Below are 18,581 nucleotides of genomic sequence, written 5' to 3'. Positions count from 1 at the left end.
GGCGCAAGGTCTCGTCAATCGTCTAGTCGTTAAAAGGTCACGCGGGTGGGGCTGGCATCGCTGGCCTGGCCGGCCTGCAACTGCTGGACGATGGCCTCCTGCAGTCGGCTGCACAGCTGTGGGTCGGACAGCGGCTGGTTGTCGGCATCGGTGATGAAGAACACGTCTTCCACCCGCTCGCCAAGGGTGGCGATCTTGGCGTTCTGCAGCGACAGGTCGAACTCCAGGAAGATCCGCCCCAGCCGGGCCAGCAGGCCTGGGCGGTCGGGCGCGGTGATTTCGAGGATGGTCACCGGCCGCTGGGCATCGTTGAGGATGGTCACCTGTGGCGGGAAGTCGAAGTGCTTGAGCTGGCGCGGTACCCGGCGCTGGATGATGGTCGGGTAGTCCTCGGGGTTGCGCAGCGCTTCGGTCAGGCCGTCGCGAATCTGCTTGACCCGCTGCGGGTTGTCGCCGATCGAGCCGCCGTCGTTGTCCAGCACGATGTAGGTGTCGAGGGTGAACTGGCTGCTCGAGGTGATGATTCGCGCGTCATGAATGTTCAGGTTCAGCTGCGACATGGCTGCCACCGTGACGGCGAAGAAGTCGTGCTGGTCGGGGGCATAGATGAAGATCTGCGTGCCACCCTCGAACTCGCGCTGGGTGGTTTCCTTGATCAGCACCAGCGGCCCGCCATCGGCTGGCTGCTGGAGGATCGCGTCACTGTGCCAGGCCACGTCGGCAGCGGTGTGCTTGAGGAAGTAGTCATCCCCCAGCTGCGACCACAGCTGCTCGACATCGTCTGGGTCGGTGCCTTCGCGCACCAGGATATCCAGCGCCGCCGATTGGGTCTGGCGAATCTGCTCTTCGCGGTCCAGCGGGTTTTCCAGGCCTCGGCGCAGGGCGCGTTTGGTCTCGGTGTACAGCTGGCGCAGCAGGCTGGCCCGCCACGAGTTCCACAGGCTGGGGTTGGTGGCGTTGATATCGGCCACGGTCAGCACGTACAGGTAGTCCAGGCGTGTCTCGTCGCCCACGTGCAGGGCAAAATCGTTGATTACCTGAGGGTCGGACAGGTCCTTGCGTTGGGCGGTGGTCGACATCACCAGGTGGTTCAGCACCAGCCAGACGATCAGCCGGCTGTCCCAGGCCGGCAACTGGTGGCGCTCGCAGAACTTCTGCGCATCCACCGCGCCCAGCTCGGAATGGTCGCCCTGGCGGCCCTTGCCGATGTCGTGGTACAGGCCGGCCAGGTAGATCAGCTCGGGCTTGGGCAGGCGGCCCATGAGCTTGCTGGCCAGCGGGAATTTCTCGGACACCGGGGTGTATTGCAGCTTGCGCAGGTGCTTGATGAGGTTGAGGGTGTGCGCATCGACCGTATAGATGTGGAACAGGTCGTGCTGCATCTGCCCGACGATCAGGCCGAACTCCGGCAGATAGCGGCCAAGGATGCCGTAGCGGTTCATCCGCCGCAGGTTGCGGTGGATGCCGATTTCACACTTGAACAGCTCGATGAACAGGCTGGTGTTGCGGATATCGGTGCGGAAAGTGTCGTCGATCAGGTGCCGGTGTTCGCGCAGCAGCCGCACCGTATCGGCGCGTACGCCCTTGATCTCGGGGTGCTGAGCCATCAGCACGAAGATTTCCAGCATGGCGAACGGTGTGCGCCTGAACACGTTCGGCCTGACTGCCTCTATATAGCCATCATGCAGGCGGAAGCGCGCATTCAGCGGCTGGGTGGTGCCGCTGTCGTCATCGGCGAGGATGACCTCCTCGAAGTGCTGGATGATCAAGTCGCACAGCTGGCTGATGCTCATCACCACCCGGTAGTACTGCTGCATGAACTGCTCGATCGCCCGCTTGGGGTTGTCGTCGCTGTAGCCCAGCAGCGCTGCGATGCTGCGCTGGTGGTCGAACAGCAGGCGATCCTCGGCGCGCCCGGCCAGCATGTGCAAGGCGTAGCGCACCCTCCACAGGAAGTCCTGGGACGAGGCCAGCAGTTCGTTCTCGCTTTCCAGCAGGAAGCCTTCGCCGGCCAGCGCGTGCAGATTGAGGGTGCCGTACTGGCGGCGGGCCACCCACAGCACTGTCTGGATATCGCGCAGGCCACCGGGTGAACCTTTCACGTTGGGTTCGAGGTTGTACTCGGTGTCGTTGTACTTGTGATGGCGGGCCTTGAGTTCGGCGCGCTTGGCCAGGAAGAAGTCCTTGCTCGGCCACATGTGCGCAGTGCTGGTCACCTCAAGCATGCGTTGGCGCAGCGCCTCGGGGCCGGCGATGGTGCGGCTTTCCATCAGGTTGGTGATGACCGTCAGGTCGGCGCGGGCCTGCTCGGCGCACTCGTCGACGGTGCGCACGCTCTGGCCCACTTCCAGGCCGATGTCCCAAAGCAGGGTGAGAAACCGCTCTATGGCGTCGCGGTACTGCTCGTGTTCGGCAGCACCCAGCAGGATCAGCAGGTCGATGTCCGAATGCGGGTGCAGCTCGCCGCGTCCGTAGCCACCCACCGCGACCAGGGCGATGCCGCTCTGGTCACCCCAGTCGAACTGGTTCCAGGCCTGTTGCAGGATGTTGTCGACGAGCCAGGCGCGGGCCTCGATCAGTGGGCGGATTTCGCTGCCACTGCGGAAACGCTTGTCGAGCACCTCGCCGGCCTGGCGGATGGCTTTCTTGAAGGCGGCGATGGGGCTCGCCTTGAGGGCCAGTTCCGCCTGGAACTGGCCGCGGTCGAACAGCTCGGGGTCCACCTGGGGCATCGCGTCACGTTCCTGTCGTAGGGTGGCCTGTGGGAGTGCGGTCAGGCCGAGGTGCGCGGGATGGTGTCGTCCTTGCGCAGGGTGAAGATCTCGTAGCCGGTCGCGGTCACCACCAGGGTGTGCTCCCACTGGGCCGAGAGTTTGCGGTCCTTGGTGATGGCGGTCCAGCCGTCGCCCAGCACCTTGGTGTCGGCCTTGCCCTGGTTGATCATCGGCTCGATGGTGAAGGTCATGCCTTCCTTCAGCTCCATGCCGGTGCCGGCGCGGCCGTAGTGCAGGATCTGCGGCTCTTCGTGGAACACCTTGCCGATGCCGTGGCCACAGAACTCGCGTACCACCGAGAAACCGTTCTTTTCAGCGTGCTTCTGGATCACTTCGCCGATGTCGCCCAGTCGGCAGCCCGGCTTGACCAGTTCGATGGCCTTGTACATGCACTCCTGGGTCACCTTGGACAGGCGCTCGGCCCATACCGGCACGGTACCGACGTGGAACATGCGGCTGGTATCGCCGTGGTAGCCGTCCTTGATCACGGTGACGTCGATGTTCAGCGTGTCACCGTCCTTGAGCGGCTTGTCGTTGGGGATGCCGTGGCAGACCACATGGTTGATCGAGGTGCAGATCGACTTCGGGTAGCCCTTGTAGTTGAGCGGTGCCGGGATGGCCTGCTGGACGTTGACGATGTAGTCGTGGCACAGGCGGTCCAGCTCTTCGGTGGTGACACCGGGCTTGACGTGTTCCTCGATCATTTCCAGCACCTCGGCGGCCAGACGGCCGGCGATGCGCATCTTCTCGATGTCTTCTGCGGTCTTGATGGTGACGGTCATTACAGGCTCTCTACAGCGCCGTGCACGGCGCGAACAAACGGGAAAGGCCGGATTCTAGCAGAGCAGGGCGCCGATCGGTCGGGATAAAGGCGGCAATGCTGCTGTCTACAGCTGGCATTCTGGCGCGAAAGCCGGGGTGCTGCAAAAACCGCTGACGGACGCAACGGTATCCGGGTTCCGTTCGGTCGCGGTCTGTGGTATAAAATGCGCCGCTTTCGGGGACGACCCCGTCAGCACTTAACCCACACACGTGTCGACACGATGACCTGGGTGCCCCGAGTTGCAGAATTCGCGGGTTGGTCATTGGGATACGTGGAGGCCCAACCCGACTTATCAAGGAACTATCATGTCCCAAGTCAACATGCGCGATATGCTGAAGGCCGGTGTGCACTTCGGCCACCAGACCCGTTACTGGAACCCGAAAATGGGCAAGTACATTTTCGGCGCGCGTAACAAGATCCACATCGTCAACCTGGAAAAAACCCTGCCAATGTTCAACGACGCTCTGTCGTTCGTAGAGCGCCTGGCCCAGGGCAAGAACAAGATCCTGTTCGTCGGCACCAAGCGTTCCGCCGGCAAGATCGTCGCCGAGCAAGCTGCTCGTTGCGGTTCGCCGTACGTTGACCACCGTTGGTTGGGCGGCATGCTGACCAACTACAAGACCATCCGCGCTTCGATCAAGCGCCTGCGCGACCTGGAAACCCAGGCCGAAGACGGCACTTTCGCCAAGCTGACCAAGAAAGAAGCCCTGATGCGCTCCCGCGACCTGGAAAAACTGGATCGCAGCCTGGGCGGCATCAAGGACATGGGTGGTCTGCCAGACGCTCTGTTCGTTATCGACGTTGATCACGAGCGCATCGCGATCACCGAAGCCAACAAGCTGGGCATCCCGGTAATCGGCGTTGTCGATACCAACAGCAGCCCGGAAGGTGTTGACTACATCATCCCAGGTAACGATGACGCCATCCGCGCTATCGAGCTGTACATGACTTCGATGGCTGACGCAGTCATCCGCGGCCGCAACAACGTTGCCGGCGGCACCGAAGTTTACGCTGAAGAAGCGGCTGCACCTGCTGCCGAGTAATTAGACGCTAGCGTCGACTTGGCACGCAAAAAGGGGGCTCTGCCCCCTTTTTGCCACCTTGAAATCCTGCTGTCAGCATCGGCCCCGCATCATGGGCCCGCTGAGATAAACACAGTGGATTTGCAGAATTGAACGCCCGTGACGAACGGGTGGAATGGTTGAAAAACTTTCCAAGAGGATTTTGAAATGGCAGCAATTACTGCAGCGCTGGTCAAAGAACTGCGCGAGCGTACCGGCGAAGGCATGATGGATTGCAAGAAGGCCCTGGAAAAGGCCGGCGGCGACATCGAAAAAGCCATTGACGACATGCGTGCCTCGGGCGCCATCAAGGCCGCCAAAAAGGCTGGCAACGTCGCTGCTGAAGGCGCTATCGCCGTCAAGACCGACGGTAAATCCGCCGTCCTGCTGGAAGTGAACTCGCAGACCGACTTCCTGGCCCTGCAAGACGACTTCAAGGCTTTCGTAGCCGACAGCATCGAAGAAGCCTTCGCCCAGAAACTGACCGACGCTGCTCCGCTGATCGCTTCGCGTGAAGCTGCTCGTGAAGCCCTGGTTGCCAAGTGCGGCGAGAACGTCAACATCCGTCGCCTGGTGCGCGTTGAGGGTGACGTTGTCGGTGCCTACCTGCACGGCAACAAGATCGGCGCTGCCGTTGTTCTGAAAGGCGGCGACATCGAGCTGGCCAAGAACATCGCCATGCACGTTGCAGCTTCGAACCCTGAGTTCCTGGATTCGTCGGAAATCTCCGCTGAAGCCATCGAGCGCGAGAAGAACGTCTTCCTGCAGCTGAACGCCGACAAGATCGCCGGCAAGCCGGAAAACATCGTCGAGAACATGATCAACGGCCGTATCACCAAGTTCAAGGCCGAAGCCTCGCTGAAAGAGCAAGCCTTCGTCATGAACCCGGAAGTCAAGGTTGGCGATCTGGCCAAGAAAGCCGGCGCTGAAATCGTTTCCTTCACCTACTTCAAGGTAGGCGAAGGCATCGAGAAGCCAGTCGACGACTTCGCTGCTGAAGTTGCCGCTCAGGTCGCTGCTGCCAAGCAGTAAGACAGCCCCGTCTGTCGCCCCAAAGAGGCTGCCCGCTCACGCGCGCAGCCTCTTTGTCAAAACGGCGAAGGGTTTATAAGGCCCGTCGTCGCTGGCACCGAAGCGGTGCCACGCTACAGTTAGCAGGCTGCAAACAGCCCGCACGAATTTTCTAAAAGTACGCCGCAGGAGAGACTCGCAATGGCTCAGCAGGTGAGTGGTCGCCAACCTCGCTATAAACGCATTTTGCTCAAACTTAGCGGCGAGGCCCTGATGGGCTCGGAAGACTTCGGGATCGACCCGAAAGTGCTGGATCGCATGGCCCTCGAAGTTGGCCAGCTGGTAGGGATCGGTGTCCAGGTCGGCCTGGTGATCGGTGGTGGCAACCTGTTCCGCGGCGCCGCGCTCAGCGCAGCCGGCATGGATCGCGTCACCGGTGACCACATGGGCATGCTGGCTACCGTGATGAACGGCCTGGCCATGCGCGACGCGCTGGAGCGCTCGAACATCCCGGCCCTGGTCATGTCGGCCATTTCCATGGTCGGTGTCACCGATCATTACGATCGTCGCAAAGCTATTCGCCACCTCAACTCCGGGGATGTGGTAATTTTCTCCGCCGGTACCGGCAACCCGTTCTTCACCACCGACTCCGCCGCCTGCCTGCGCGCCATCGAAATCGATGCCGACGTGGTGCTGAAGGCGACCAAGGTCGATGGTGTGTACACTGCCGATCCATTCAAGGACCCGCATGCCGAGAAGTTCGATCACCTGACCTACGACGAGGTCCTGGATCGCAAGCTGGGTGTGATGGACCTGACCGCAATCTGCCTGTGCCGTGACCACAAGATGCCATTGCGGGTATTCAACATGAACAAGCCTGGCGCCCTGCTGAACATCGTGGTGGGTGGCGCTGAAGGTACTCTGATCGAGGAAGGCCAAGCATGATCAACGACATCAAGAAAGACGCGCAGGAGCGCATGGGCAAGTCTATCGAAGCCCTGGCTCGCAACCTCGCGGCAATCCGCACCGGTCGCGCCCACCCAAGCATCCTGGACAGCGTCAAGGTCACTGCCTGGGGTAGCGAGATGCCACTGAACCAGGTGGCCGCGATCACCGTCGAAGATGCCCGCACCCTGAAGATCGTCGCCCACGACAAGAACCTCAGTGCTGCCATCGAAAAGGCCATCCTCACCTCCGACCTGGGCCTGAACCCGTCCAGCGCCGGCACCACCATTCGTGTGCCGATGCCGGCCCTGACCGAGGAAACCCGCAAGGGCTACACCAAGCAGGCCAGTGGCGTTGCCGAGGATGCCAAGGTAGCCGTGCGCAATGTGCGCCGTGACGCTCTGGCCGACCTGAAGAAGCTGACCAAGGACAAGGAAATCAGCGAAGACGAAGAGCGTCGCGCCGCTGACGAGATCCAGAAGCTGACCGACAAGTACGTTGCCGAAGTCGATGCAGCCTTCAAAGCCAAGGAAAAGGACCTGATGGCCGTCTAAGGCCGGGGCTTTTTAATGGAAAAGACCAAGCCAGCGGCGCCGTCCTCGGTGCCGCGTCATGTCGCGATCATCATGGATGGCAACAACCGCTGGGCGAAAAAGCGCCTGTTGCCCGGCGTTGCCGGGCACAAGGCGGGTGTAGACGCCGTTCGCGCGGTCATCGAAGTCTGTGCCGAATCCGGGGTCGAGGTGCTGACCCTGTTCGCCTTCTCCAGCGAGAACTGGCAGCGTCCCGCCGAAGAGGTCGGTGCGCTGATGGAACTGTTCTTCTCGGCCCTGCGCCGCGAGGCCAAACGCCTCAACGAGAACAACATCAGCCTGCGTATCATCGGTGACCGTTCGCGCTTCCATCCCGAGCTGCAGGCCGCCATGCGCGAGGCCGAGGCGCTCACCGCCGGCAACAACCGCTTCATCCTGCAGATCGCGGCCAACTACGGTGGCCAGTGGGACATCGCCCAGGCCGCCCAGCGGCTGGCGCGGGAGGTGCAAGCCGGGCACCTGCGCCCGGAAGACATCACCCCGGGCCTGCTGCAGACCTGCCTGGCAACCGGCGAGTTGCCGCTGCCGGACCTGTGCATCCGCACCGGTGGCGAGCACCGCATCAGCAACTTCCTGTTGTGGCAGCTGGCCTACGCCGAGCTGTACTTCTCCGACCTGTACTGGCCGGACTTCAAACACGAGGCCATGCGCAACGCCCTGGCCGATTTCGCTTCGCGCCAGCGCCGCTTCGGTAAGACCAGCGAGCAGGTCGAGGCTGGAGCTCGTGCTTAATGCTTAAACAACGCATCATTACCGCGCTGATCCTGCTGCCGATCGCGCTGGGTGGCTTCTTCCTGCTCAACGGTGGGGACTTCGCCCTGTTCATCGGCTTAGTGGTGACCCTCGGCGCCTGGGAGTGGGCGCGTCTGGCCGGGCTCATGGCCCAGCCGCTGCGCATCGCCTATGCCGTGGTCGTCGCCGGAGCGCTGATGCTGCTGTACATCCTTCCGGAGCTGGCGCCCTGGGTGCTGGGCGCTGCGGTGATCTGGTGGGGGTTGGCCACCTGGCTGGTGCTTACCTATCCACGTAGTAGCGAGCTGTGGGCCAGTGCAGCCTGCCGGTTGCTGATCGGCCTGCTGGTTTTGCTGCCGGCCTGGCAGGGTCTGGTGCTGCTCAAGCACTGGCCGCTGGGTAACTGGCTGATCCTGTCGGTCATGGTGCTGGTGTGGGCTGCCGATATTGGCGCGTACTTCTCCGGCCGTGCCTTCGGCAAGCGCAAGCTGGCGCCTCAGGTGAGCCCTGGCAAAAGCTGGGAAGGCGTGTATGGCGGCCTGGCGGTCAGCCTGGTGATTACCCTGGTGGTCGGCATCAGTCGCGACTGGGGCTTCGGCCAGATTCTGCTGGGCCTGCTGAGTGCAGCCCTGGTGGTCATGTCTTCGGTGGTCGGTGACCTGACCGAAAGCATGTTCAAGCGCCGTTCCGGCATCAAGGACAGCAGCAACCTGTTGCCTGGCCATGGTGGGGTACTCGATCGCATCGACAGCCTGACTGCGGCGATCCCTATTTTCGCCGTGCTGCTATGGGCCGCCGAATGGGGTGTGATGTGAGCCGTCCGCAGCGTATTACCGTGCTCGGGGCCACCGGCTCCATCGGCCTGAGCACGCTGGATGTCATCGCGCGTCATCCCGACCGCTACCAGGTGTTCGCTCTGAGTGGCTATTCGCGTATCGACGATTTGCAGGTCCTGTGCGTGCGCCATCGCCCGGCATTCGCCGTGGTGCCGAGCGCCGAGGCGGCCGCGCGACTGCGCGAAAGCCTGGTAGCAGCGGGCTGCGCCACCGAGGTGCTGGAAGGCGAGGCCGGGTTGTGCCAGGTGGCTTCTGCGTCGGAAGTGGACGCGGTGATGGCCGCCATCGTCGGTGCCGCCGGCCTGCGCCCCACCCTGGCGGCGGTCGAGGCGGGCAAGAAGGTGTTGCTGGCCAACAAGGAGGCGCTGGTGATGTCCGGCGCGCTGTTCATGGAGGCGGTGCGGCGCAGTGGTGCCGTGCTGTTGCCGATCGACAGCGAGCACAATGCGATCTTCCAGTGCATGCCCGGCGACTACGCGCGCGGCCTGAGTGCCGTCGGCGTGCGCCGGATCCTGCTTACTGCCTCCGGTGGCCCGTTCCGCGAGACGCCCGTCGAGGCGTTGCTGGACGTCACCCCGGAACAGGCCTGCGCGCACCCCAACTGGTCCATGGGGCGCAAGATTTCCGTGGATTCGGCCAGCATGATGAACAAGGGCCTGGAGCTGATCGAGGCCTGCTGGTTGTTCGATGCCGCACCGGCCAAGGTCGAGGTGGTAGTGCACCCGCAGAGCGTGATCCACTCCCTGGTGGATTATGTGGACGGTTCGGTGCTGGCGCAGTTGGGTAACCCGGACATGCGCACACCCATCGCCAACGCCCTGGCCTGGCCCGAGCGGATCGATTCCGGTGTGGCACCGCTGGACCTGTTCGCCATCGCCCGTCTGGACTTCCAGGCGCCCGACGAACAGCGCTTCCCTTGCCTGCGCCTGGCGCGGCAGGCTGCCGAGGCCGGCAACAGCGCACCGGCCGTGCTCAATGCGGCAAACGAGGTCGCAGTCGAGGCATTTCTCCAGCGGCGTATCCGCTTCCCGGAGATCGCGGGTATGATCGAACAGGTGCTCGATCAGGAGCCCGTCGTACCGCTGCCGTCGTTGGACGCGGTGTTCGCCGCCGACCAGCGTGCCCGGGAGCTTTCCCGTGAGTGGCTGAGGCGTCACGGTCGCTGATGCAGGCCCGCCACGGTTCACGAGGGGGCTGGGCATGATGCCAGCCCGCTGAACATCATTCGGAGATGGATATGACAGCGCTCTACATGATTATCGGCACCCTCGTAGCCTTGGGTGTACTGGTCACTTTCCATGAATTCGGCCACTTCTGGGTGGCACGCCGCTGCGGTGTCAAGGTGCTGCGCTTCTCGGTGGGCTTCGGCACGCCGCTGCTGCGCTGGCATGACCGCCATGGCACCGAGTTCGTGGTCGCGGCGATCCCGCTGGGTGGCTACGTCAAGATGCTCGACGAGCGCGAGGGGGACGTGCCGCCGGCGCTGATCGAGCAGTCGTTCAACCGCAAGTCCGTGCGCCAGCGCATCGCGATCGTCGCGGCGGGCCCGGTTGCCAACTTCCTGCTGGCCATCCTGTTCTTCTGGGTGCTGGCGATGCTGGGTACCCAGCAGATCCGCCCGGTGATCGGCGCGGTCGATGCGGGCAGCCTGGCAGCATCGGCAGGCCTGACCGCAGGTCAGGAAATCGTCTCCATCGACGGCAAGCCGACCAATGGTTGGTCTGCGGTCAACCTGCAACTGGTTCGCCGCCTGGGCGAGAGCGGCACCTTGCAGATTGGCGTGCGTGAAGAGGGCACCAGCGCCGAGCGCCAGCTGCAGGTGAAGCTGGACAGCTGGCTCAAGGGCGCCGACGAGCCGGACCCGATCCAGTCCCTTGGGCTGCACCCTTGGCGCCCGGCGATCTTGCCGGTGTTGGCCGAGATCGATCCGAAGGGGCCGGCTGCCGCTGCGGGCCTGAAAACCGGTGACAAGCTGCTGGCCCTCGATGGCGTGGCAGTGAGCGAATGGCAGCAGGTGGTCGATGCCGTGCGGGCCCGCCCGCAAGCCAAGGTTCTTGTGCGTGTCGAGCGCGATGGTGCTGCGCTGGACGTCCCGGTCATCCTGGCGCGCAAGGGCGAGGGCAAGGCGGCCGGCGGCTATCTGGGCGCCGGGGTAAAAGGTGGCGAATGGCCTGCCAGCATGCTTCGCGAAGTCAGCTACGGCCCGCTGGATGCGGTGAGTGAGGGCTTGTCACGCACCTGGAACATGAGCGTCCTGACCCTTGAATCGCTGAAGAAAATGCTGTTCGGGGAGCTCTCGGTAAAAAACTTGAGCGGACCGATAACCATTGCTAAAGTGGCGGGCGCTTCAGCCCAGTCCGGCGTGGGGGATTTCCTGAATTTCCTGGCCTACCTGAGCATAAGCCTGGGGGTTCTTAACCTGCTGCCCATCCCGGTTCTGGATGGGGGGCATTTGCTGTTTTACCTGGTCGAGTGGGTGCGCGGTCGTCCGCTGTCGGATCGGGTGCAAGGTTGGGGGGTCCAGATCGGTATCAGTTTGGTCATAGGGGTGATGTTGCTCGCCCTGATCAACGATCTGGGTCGACTATAAAGCTTCGCTCAATTGCGAAACCTGCCGTCTTGTCGCGGCGGGCTGTTTATTGCCAGTTGGAATAAAAGGACTTCATGAAACGTCTGCTGCTAACTGCGGTCATGTCCGCACTGATGATCGCTGAAGTTCACGCCGAGTCCTTCACCATCTCCGATATCCGCGTCAACGGCCTGCAGCGGGTTTCCGCCGGCAGTGTCTTCGGTGCCTTGCCGCTGAACGTCGGCGACCAGGCCGATGACCGCCGACTGGTGGAGTCGACCCGTTCCCTGTTCAAGACCGGCTTCTTCCAGGACATTCAGCTGAACCGCGATGGCAATGTCCTGATCATCAACGTGGTCGAACGCCCGTCGGTGTCGAGCATCGAGATCGAAGGCAACAAGGCCATCAGCACCGAAGACCTGATGAAAGGCCTGAAGCAATCCGGCCTGGCCGAAGGCGAGATCTTCCAGCGTGCCACCCTCGAAGGTGTGCGTAACGAACTGCAGCGCCAATACGTGGCCCAGGGCCGCTATTCGGCCGAGGTCGACGCCGAGGTGGTGCCGCAGCCGCGCAACCGCGTGGCGCTGAAGATCAAGATCAACGAAGGCACCGTCGCCGCCATTCAGCACATCAACATCGTTGGCAACAACGTGTTCGACGACGAGACCCTGGCGCAGCTGTTCGAGCTGAAGACCACCAACTGGCTGTCGTTCTTCAAGAACGACGACAAGTACGCCCGCGAAAAGCTCTCCGGTGACCTGGAGCGCCTGCGTTCCTACTACCTGGACCGCGGCTACATCAACATGGACATCGCCTCCACCCAGGTGTCCATCACGCCGGACAAGAAACACGTCTACATCACCGTCAATATCAACGAAGGCGAGAAGTACACCGTCCGTGACGTGAAGCTGTCCGGTGACCTGAAGGTGCCGGAAGATCAGGTCAAGTCGCTGCTGCTGGTGCAGCCTGGCCAGGTGTTCTCGCGCAAGGTGATGACCAGCACCTCCGAGCTGATCACCCGCCGCCTGGGTAACGAAGGCTACACCTTCGCCAACGTCAACGGTGTGCCGCAGCCGAACGATGAAGACCACACCGTCGACATCATGTTCGTGGTCGACCCGGGCAAGCGTGCCTACGTCAACCGCATCAACTACCGCGGCAACACCAAGACCGAAGACGAAGTGCTGCGTCGCGAAATGCGCCAGATGGAAGGCGGCTGGGCCTCGACCTACCTGATCGACCAGTCCAAGACCCGCCTGGAACGCCTGGGCTTCTTCAAGGAAGTGAACGTCGAGACCCCGCCGGTGCCGGGCACCGACGACCAGGTCGACGTCAACTACAGCGTCGAGGAACAGGCCTCCGGCTCGATCACCGCCAGCGTCGGTTTCGCCCAGAGCGCCGGCCTGATCCTCGGTGGTTCGATCAGCCAGAGCAACTTCCTCGGTACCGGTAACAAGGTATCCATCGGCCTGACCCGTTCGGAATACCAGACCCGCTACAACTTCGGCTTCGTTGACCCCTACTTCACTGCCGATGGCGTGAGCCTGGGTTACAACGCCTTCTACCGCAGCACCGACTACGACGACCTCGACGTCGACGTGGCCAGCTACGCGGTGGACAGCTACGGTGCAGGCGTCAGCCTCGGCTACCCGATCAGCGAGACCTCGCGCCTGACCTATGGCCTGAGCGTGCAGCAGGACAAGATCAAGACCGGCAAGTACACCGTTGACGAGATCTTCGATTTCCTCGAAGAGGAAGGCGACAGCTTCCTGAACTTCAAGGCCTCGATCGGCTGGTCGGAGTCGACCCTGAACAAAGGCGTGCTGGCGACCCGTGGTCACTCGCAAAGCCTGACCCTGGAATCCACCATTCCGGGCAGCGACCTGTCGTTCTTCAAGCTCGACTACCGCGGCCAGCTGTTCAAGCCGATTACCAACGACTACACCCTGCGCCTGCACACCGAGCTGGGCTATGGTGATGGTTACGGCAGCACCTCCGGCCTGCCGTTCTACGAGAACTACTTCGCGGGTGGCTTCAACTCCGTCCGTGGCTTCAAGGACAGCAGCCTGGGCCCACGCAGTACCCCAAGCCGCGGCGAGGCCAACGGCGGCAAGCCAGGCACCATCGCCGACCCGGACCAGGATCCGTTGCCGTTTGGTGGCAACGTGCTGGTACAAGGTGGTGTGGAGCTGCTGTTCCCGCTGCCATTCGTCAAGGATCAGCGTTCGCTGCGCACGTCCGTGTTCTGGGATGTGGGTAACGTGTTCGACACCAATTGCGGCAACCAGCCTGATTGCGAGAAGGTCGGTTTCTCGGGTATGGCCAGCTCGGTCGGCCTGGGCGTGACCTGGATCACCGCACTGGGCCCGCTGAGCTTCAGCCTGGCAATGCCGGTCAAGAAGCCGGACGATGCCGACACCCAGGTGTTCCAATTCTCTCTGGGCCAGACCTTCTGAGGTCGGCCCTCGCTTAATGACAACGGTTTATCCAGGAGTGCATCGTGCGTAAGTTGACCCAACTGGCCGTAGTGGCCGCGGCGCTTGTCGCCACCCCGGCTTTCGCCGAAATGAAGGTTGCCGTCCTGAACTATCAGATGGCCCTGCTGGAGTCGGACGCCGCCAAGAAATACGCGGTGGATGCCGAGAAGAAGTTCGGCCCGCAATTGACCAAGCTGAAAAGCCTGGAAAGCAGCGCCAAGGGCATCCAGGACCGTCTGATCAAGGGCGGCGACAAGATGCAGCAGCAGGAGCGCGAGCGCCTGGAACTCGAGTTCAAGCAGAAGGCCCGTGACTTCCAGTTCCAGTCCAAAGAACTGAACGAAGCCAAGGCCGTTGCTGACCGCGACATGCTCAAGCAACTGAAGCCGAAGCTGGATGGCGCTGTCGAGGAAGTGATCAAGAAGGGTGGTTACGACCTGGTCCTCGAGCGTGGCGCGGTCATCGATGTCAAGCCTCAGTACGACATCACCCGCCAGGTCATCGAGCGCATGAACCAAGCCCGTTGATATGACTGTGACCATGACGCTAGGCCAGTTGGCCGAGGCCCTCGGCGCCACTCTCAAGGGGCCCGAGGCGCTGCAGATTACCGGGCTGGCCACCTTGCAGGAGGCTGGCCCAGGTCAGTTGAGCTTCCTCGCCAACCCGCAGTACCGCAAGTTCCTGGATAGCAGCCAGGCGGCTGCGGTGCTGCTGAAGGCGGCGGACGCCGAAGGCTTTGCCGGCAATGCGCTGATCGTCGCCGACCCGTATCTGGCCTATGCGCGCATCTCCCACCTGTTCGACCCCAAACCCAAGGCTGTGGCGGGTATTCATCCCAGCGCCGTGGTGGCCGAGGACGCGCAGGTGGACGCCAGTGCCAGCATCGGGCCGTTCGCGGTCATCGAAAGCGGTGCGCGCATCGCGGCTAATGTCAGTGTGGGTGCACACTGTGTGGTCGGTGCCCGTTGCGTGATCGGTGAGGGCGGCTGGCTGGCCCCGAGGGTCACCCTGTACCATGATGTGACCATCGGAAAGCGTGTGGTCATCCAGTCAGGTGCCGTGATTGGCGGTGAAGGCTTCGGTTTTGCCAACGAGAAGGGCGTGTGGCGCAAAATTGCCCAGATCGGTGGTGTTACCATCGGCGACGACGTGGAAATCGGTGTCAACACTGCGGTCGACCGCGGGGCACTGTCGGATACGCGCATCGCTGATGGGGTCAAGCTCGACAACCAGATCCAGATCGCCCACAACGTGCAGATCGGTGAGCACACGGCCATGGCTGCCTGCGTCGGGATTTCCGGCAGCACGCGCATCGGCAAGCATTGCACCATTGCCGGAGGTGTCGGCATGGTGGGTCATATCGATGTCTGTGATAACGTTTTCGTGTCCGGGATGACCATGGTGACCCGTTCGATCACCGAACCGGGTGCCTATTCTTCCGGCACTGCCATGCAGCCACTGGCTGAATGGCGCAAGAGCGCCGCGCGTATCCGCCACCTGGACGACATGGCCAAGCGTCTCCAGCAGCTGGAAAAACGCGTCGATACCGTGACCTCAGGTGGCCAGCCGACATCAGAAGGCTGATACCATTCCCTGAGCAAGAGTGAACAGTCGCTAGCTGGCTCCTCTTTGGACTGCAAAAGGAGCGTGTGGTCAGCACCTGCGCTCCCTATTCTTATTACAGGCTTCCCCCCCGAAATGATGGACATCAACGAGATTCGCGAATACCTGCCTCACCGTTACCCGTTCCTGTTGGTGGACCGCGTGACGGAGCTGGACTACGAGGCCCAGAGCATTCGTGCCTACAAGAATGTCAGCATCAACGAGCCGTTCTTCAACGGCCATTTCCCGGCGCACCCGATCATGCCGGGCGTCCTGATCATCGAAGCCATGGCACAGGCCGCGGGTATCCTCGGTTTCAAGATGCTCGACGCCAAACCGGCCGATGGCACCCTGTACTACTTCGTCGGCTCCGACAAGCTGCGTTTCCGTCAGCCGGTACTGCCGGGTGACCAGCTTGTGCTGGAGGCGAAGTTCCTCAGCCGCAAGAGCATGATCTGGAAATTCGAGTGCCGCGCCCTGGTCGACGGCAAGCCGGTTTGCTCGGCAGAAATCACCTGTGCGGAACGCTCCCTATGAATTCGATTGATCCTCGGGCCATTATCGACCCCTCGGCCAGGCTGGCCGATGGTGTCGAGGTCGGCCCCTGGTCGATCATTGGCCCTGATGTGGAGATCGGGGAGGGCACCGTTATCGGCCCGCATGTTGTGCTCAAAGGGCCGACCCGCATCGGCAAGCACAACCGTATCTTTCAGTTTTCCTCGATCGGCGAAGACACCCCGGACCTCAAGTACAAGGGTGAGCCGACGCGCCTGGTGATCGGTGACCACAATGTGATCCGCGAAGGGGTGACCATTCACCGCGGTACCGTCCAGGACCGTTCGGAAACCACCGTCGGTGACCATAACCTGATCATGGCCTATGCCCACATCGGCCACGACAGCGTTATCGGCAACCACTGCATCCTGGTCAACAACACGGCCTTGGCCGGCCATGTGCACGTGGGGGATTGGGCGATCCTGTCCGGTTACACCCTGGTGCACCAGTACTGCCATATCGGTGCCCACGCGTTTTCCGGCATGGGCACGGCGATCGGCAAGGATGTCCCTGCCTTCGTCACCGTGTTCGGCAGCCCGGCCGAAGCCCGCAGCATGAACTTCGAAGGCATGCGCCGCCGGGGTTTCAGCGACGAGGTGATCCATGTGCTGCGCCGTTGCTACAAGATTGTCTATCGCCAGGGCCTGACCGTCGAAGACGCGCTCAAGGAGCTGGACGAACTGGCTGCGAAGCACCCTGAGGTCGATCTGTTCCGCCAGTCGATCGTGAGCTCCGCCCGCGGCATCACCCGCTGACATGGCCCAGCTTTGCGTAGCCTTGGTCGCAGGTGAGGCCAGCGGCGATATTCTCGGTTCAGGCTTGATGCGTGCCATCAAGGCACGCCACCCCGATGTACGGTTCATCGGCGTTGGTGGTCCCTTGATGGAAGCCGAAGGCCTGCAATCCTATTTCCCCATGGAGCGCCTGGCCGTCATGGGCCTGGTCGAAGTGCTGGGGCGCCTGCGCGAGCTGCTCAAGCGGCGCAAGCTGCTGATCGAGACCCTGATCGGCGAAAAGCCCGATGTGTTCATCGGCATCGATGCCCCCGACTTCACCCTCAACATCGAACTGAAACTGCGTCAGGCCGGGATCAAGACCGTGCACTACGTCAGCCCGTCGGTATGGGCCTGGCGGCAGAAGCGTGTGCTGAAGATTCGCGAAGGCTGCGACCTGATGCTGACGCTGTTGCCATTCGAGGCGCGGTTCTATGAAGAGCAGGGCGTGCCAGTGCGCTTCGTTGGCCACCCGTTGGCCGATACCATCCCGCTAGAAGCCGACCGTCCTGCGGCGCGTGCCGCGCTTGGCCTGGGCGAAGGGCCGGTAGTGGCGTTGATGCCGGGCAGTCGGGGCGGCGAAGTAGGGCGCCTGGGGGCACTGTTCCTGGATGCTGCCCAAAGGCTGCGCCAGCAGGTACCGGGCGTGCGTTTCGTACTGCCCTGTGCCAATGCCGCGCGGCGTGCCCAGATCGAGCAGATGCTCGAAGGGCGTAAGCTGCCGCTGACCCTGCTCGATGGCCAGTCGCACCAGGCTTTGGCGGCCTGTGACGCGGTGCTGATCGCCTCGGGTACTGCCACCCTCGAAGCGCTGCTGTACAAGCGGCCGATGGTTGTGGCCTATCGCCTGGCGCCCCTGACCTACTGGATCCTCAAACGCCTGGTAAAGAGCCCCTACGTTTCGTTGCCGAACCTGCTGGCCCAGCGTGCGCTGGTACCCGAGCTGCTGCAGGATGACGCCACCAGCGAAGCACTGGCCAATACCCTGGCTCCGCTGGTAGCCGATGGCAGCCGGCAGACCGAAAGTTTCGACGAAATTCACCGCACCCTTCGCCGTGACGCCTCCAACCAGGCGGCCGAGGCGGTACTGGCCTTGCTCAAGGACCGCTGACATGCAAATTGGACTGGACTTCAACCTGGTCGAGGACCTGGTCGCGGGCGTCGACGAAGTGGGCCGTGGCCCGCTGTGCGGTGCAGTCGTGACCGCGGCGGTGATCCTCGACCCGGCGCGCCCGATCCTCGGCCTGAACGATTCGAAGAAACTCACCGAAGCCAAGCGCGAAGCGCTGTTCGACGAGATCTGCGAAAAGGCCTTGAGCTTCTGCATCGCGCGTGCCGAGGTCGAGGAAATCGACCGCCTGAACATCCTGCATGCGACCATGCTGGCCATGCAGCGCGCGGTGGAAGGCCTGCACATTACACCGAAGCTGGCCCTGATCGACGGTAACCGCTGCCCGAAACTGGCCGTACCGGCGTCGCCGGTAGTCAAGGGCGATAGCCAGGTGCCGGCCATCGCGGCGGCGTCGATCCTGGCCAAGGTGACCCGTGACCGGGAGATGAGCGCATTCGAGCTGATCTACCCGGGTTATGGCATTGGTGGGCACAAGGGGTACCCGACCCCGGTGCACCTCGAGGCGCTGGCACGGTTGGGGCCTACGCCCATTCATCGGCGCTCCTTTGCCCCGGTGCGGGCTGCGTGGGACGCACGTGAAGGCGTCACCGACTCCCTGATCTGACCTCTGGGGCCGCCTTGCGGCCCTTCGCGGGCACGCCCGCTCCCACAGGTATGGCGCCGTTCCCGAGGGCGATGATATTCCTCTGGGAGCGGGC

17 protein-coding genes are annotated in these 18,581 nt (G+C 62.7%); 15 read left to right on the top strand and 2 right to left on the bottom strand.

The features are described 5' to 3' along the window. Positions 1 to 29 precede the first annotated feature (29 nt). Together CAG18_RS07950 and map are read right to left on the bottom strand one after the other, a co-directional pair. Positions 30 to 2,732: a [protein-PII] uridylyltransferase gene (locus CAG18_RS07950; RefSeq protein ID WP_054573194.1), complete on the bottom strand. Its 2,703-nt coding sequence runs from the start codon at positions 2,730 to 2,732 to the stop codon at positions 30 to 32. 41 nt (positions 2,733 to 2,773) lie between these two features. Continuing rightward, positions 2,774 to 3,556 carry a type I methionyl aminopeptidase gene (map, locus tag CAG18_RS07945; RefSeq protein WP_004375406.1) on the bottom strand — a complete coding sequence of 261 codons (783 nt, stop codon included), beginning with the start codon at positions 3,554 to 3,556 and terminating at the stop codon, positions 2,774 to 2,776. A gap of 346 nt (positions 3,557 to 3,902) precedes the next feature. Here map and rpsB point away from each other — a divergent pair, with 346 nt between their 5' ends. From rpsB to rnhB, 15 genes are all read left to right on the top strand, one after another. Further along, positions 3,903 to 4,640 (top strand): 30S ribosomal protein S2, encoded by a 738-nt coding sequence (rpsB, locus tag CAG18_RS07940; RefSeq protein ID WP_003252287.1) that lies wholly within the window; start codon positions 3,903 to 3,905, stop codon positions 4,638 to 4,640. A 186-nt stretch (positions 4,641 to 4,826) separates the two neighbouring features. Further along, complete coding sequence (gene tsf / locus CAG18_RS07935) at positions 4,827 to 5,690, top strand: translation elongation factor Ts (RefSeq protein WP_085720709.1); 864 nt, start codon at positions 4,827 to 4,829, stop codon at positions 5,688 to 5,690. Positions 5,691 to 5,870: 180 nt separating this feature from the next. Then, positions 5,871 to 6,614 carry a UMP kinase gene (pyrH, locus tag CAG18_RS07930; protein ID WP_003252294.1) on the top strand — a complete coding sequence of 248 codons (744 nt, stop codon included), beginning with the start codon at positions 5,871 to 5,873 and terminating at the stop codon, positions 6,612 to 6,614. Continuing rightward, positions 6,611 to 7,168: a ribosome recycling factor gene (gene frr, locus CAG18_RS07925; RefSeq protein WP_004375414.1), complete on the top strand. Its 558-nt coding sequence runs from the start codon at positions 6,611 to 6,613 to the stop codon at positions 7,166 to 7,168. Before pyrH ends, frr begins: the two co-directional genes overlap by 4 nt. 15 nt (positions 7,169 to 7,183) lie before the next feature. Continuing rightward, positions 7,184 to 7,939, top strand: a complete 756-nt coding sequence (gene uppS, locus CAG18_RS07920; protein WP_015269194.1) for a polyprenyl diphosphate synthase — start codon at positions 7,184 to 7,186, stop codon at positions 7,937 to 7,939. Then, a complete protein-coding gene (locus tag CAG18_RS07915; RefSeq protein WP_085720708.1) occupies positions 7,939 to 8,754 on the top strand; it encodes a phosphatidate cytidylyltransferase in 816 nt (271 codons plus the stop codon). Before uppS ends, CAG18_RS07915 begins: the two co-directional genes overlap by 1 nt. Further along, positions 8,751 to 9,941, top strand: a complete 1,191-nt coding sequence (gene ispC / locus CAG18_RS07910) for a 1-deoxy-D-xylulose-5-phosphate reductoisomerase (RefSeq protein WP_085720707.1) — start codon at positions 8,751 to 8,753, stop codon at positions 9,939 to 9,941. Before CAG18_RS07915 ends, ispC begins: the two co-directional genes overlap by 4 nt. Before the next feature lie 71 nt (positions 9,942 to 10,012). Beyond that, entirely contained in the window at positions 10,013 to 11,365 is a 1,353-nt protein-coding gene (gene rseP / locus CAG18_RS07905; RefSeq protein ID WP_085720853.1) for an RIP metalloprotease RseP, read from the top strand. Positions 11,366 to 11,439: 74 nt separating this feature from the next. Continuing rightward, on the top strand, positions 11,440 to 13,800 hold the full coding sequence (gene bamA / locus CAG18_RS07900; protein ID WP_013971256.1) for an outer membrane protein assembly factor BamA: 2,361 nt from the start codon (positions 11,440 to 11,442) through the stop codon (positions 13,798 to 13,800). Positions 13,801 to 13,844: 44 nt separating this feature from the next. After that, complete coding sequence (locus CAG18_RS07895; protein WP_015269197.1) at positions 13,845 to 14,348, top strand: OmpH family outer membrane protein; 504 nt, start codon at positions 13,845 to 13,847, stop codon at positions 14,346 to 14,348. A gap of 1 nt (position 14,349) precedes the next feature. Continuing rightward, positions 14,350 to 15,405, top strand: a complete 1,056-nt coding sequence (gene lpxD / locus CAG18_RS07890) for a UDP-3-O-(3-hydroxymyristoyl)glucosamine N-acyltransferase (RefSeq protein ID WP_013971258.1) — start codon at positions 14,350 to 14,352, stop codon at positions 15,403 to 15,405. A gap of 114 nt (positions 15,406 to 15,519) precedes the next feature. Then, complete coding sequence (gene fabZ, locus CAG18_RS07885; RefSeq protein ID WP_004375427.1) at positions 15,520 to 15,960, top strand: 3-hydroxyacyl-ACP dehydratase FabZ; 441 nt, start codon at positions 15,520 to 15,522, stop codon at positions 15,958 to 15,960. Then, positions 15,957 to 16,733 (top strand): acyl-ACP--UDP-N-acetylglucosamine O-acyltransferase, encoded by a 777-nt coding sequence (gene lpxA, locus CAG18_RS07880; RefSeq protein ID WP_085720706.1) that lies wholly within the window; start codon positions 15,957 to 15,959, stop codon positions 16,731 to 16,733. Before fabZ ends, lpxA begins: the two co-directional genes overlap by 4 nt. Position 16,734: 1 nt before the next feature. Further along, positions 16,735 to 17,862: a lipid-A-disaccharide synthase gene (gene lpxB / locus CAG18_RS07875; protein WP_061551307.1), complete on the top strand. Its 1,128-nt coding sequence runs from the start codon at positions 16,735 to 16,737 to the stop codon at positions 17,860 to 17,862. Between the two features lies 1 nt (position 17,863). Continuing rightward, positions 17,864 to 18,487, top strand: a complete 624-nt coding sequence (gene rnhB / locus CAG18_RS07870; RefSeq protein WP_013971261.1) for a ribonuclease HII — start codon at positions 17,864 to 17,866, stop codon at positions 18,485 to 18,487. Positions 18,488 to 18,581: the final 94 nt, after the last annotated feature.

Origin of the sequence: Pseudomonas sp. B22(2017), assembly GCF_002113105.1 — a bacterium.
Taxonomy (GTDB): Bacteria; Pseudomonadota; Gammaproteobacteria; order Pseudomonadales; family Pseudomonadaceae; genus Aquipseudomonas; species Aquipseudomonas asiatica.
This window is presented reverse-complemented; position numbering and strand designations above follow the sequence as displayed.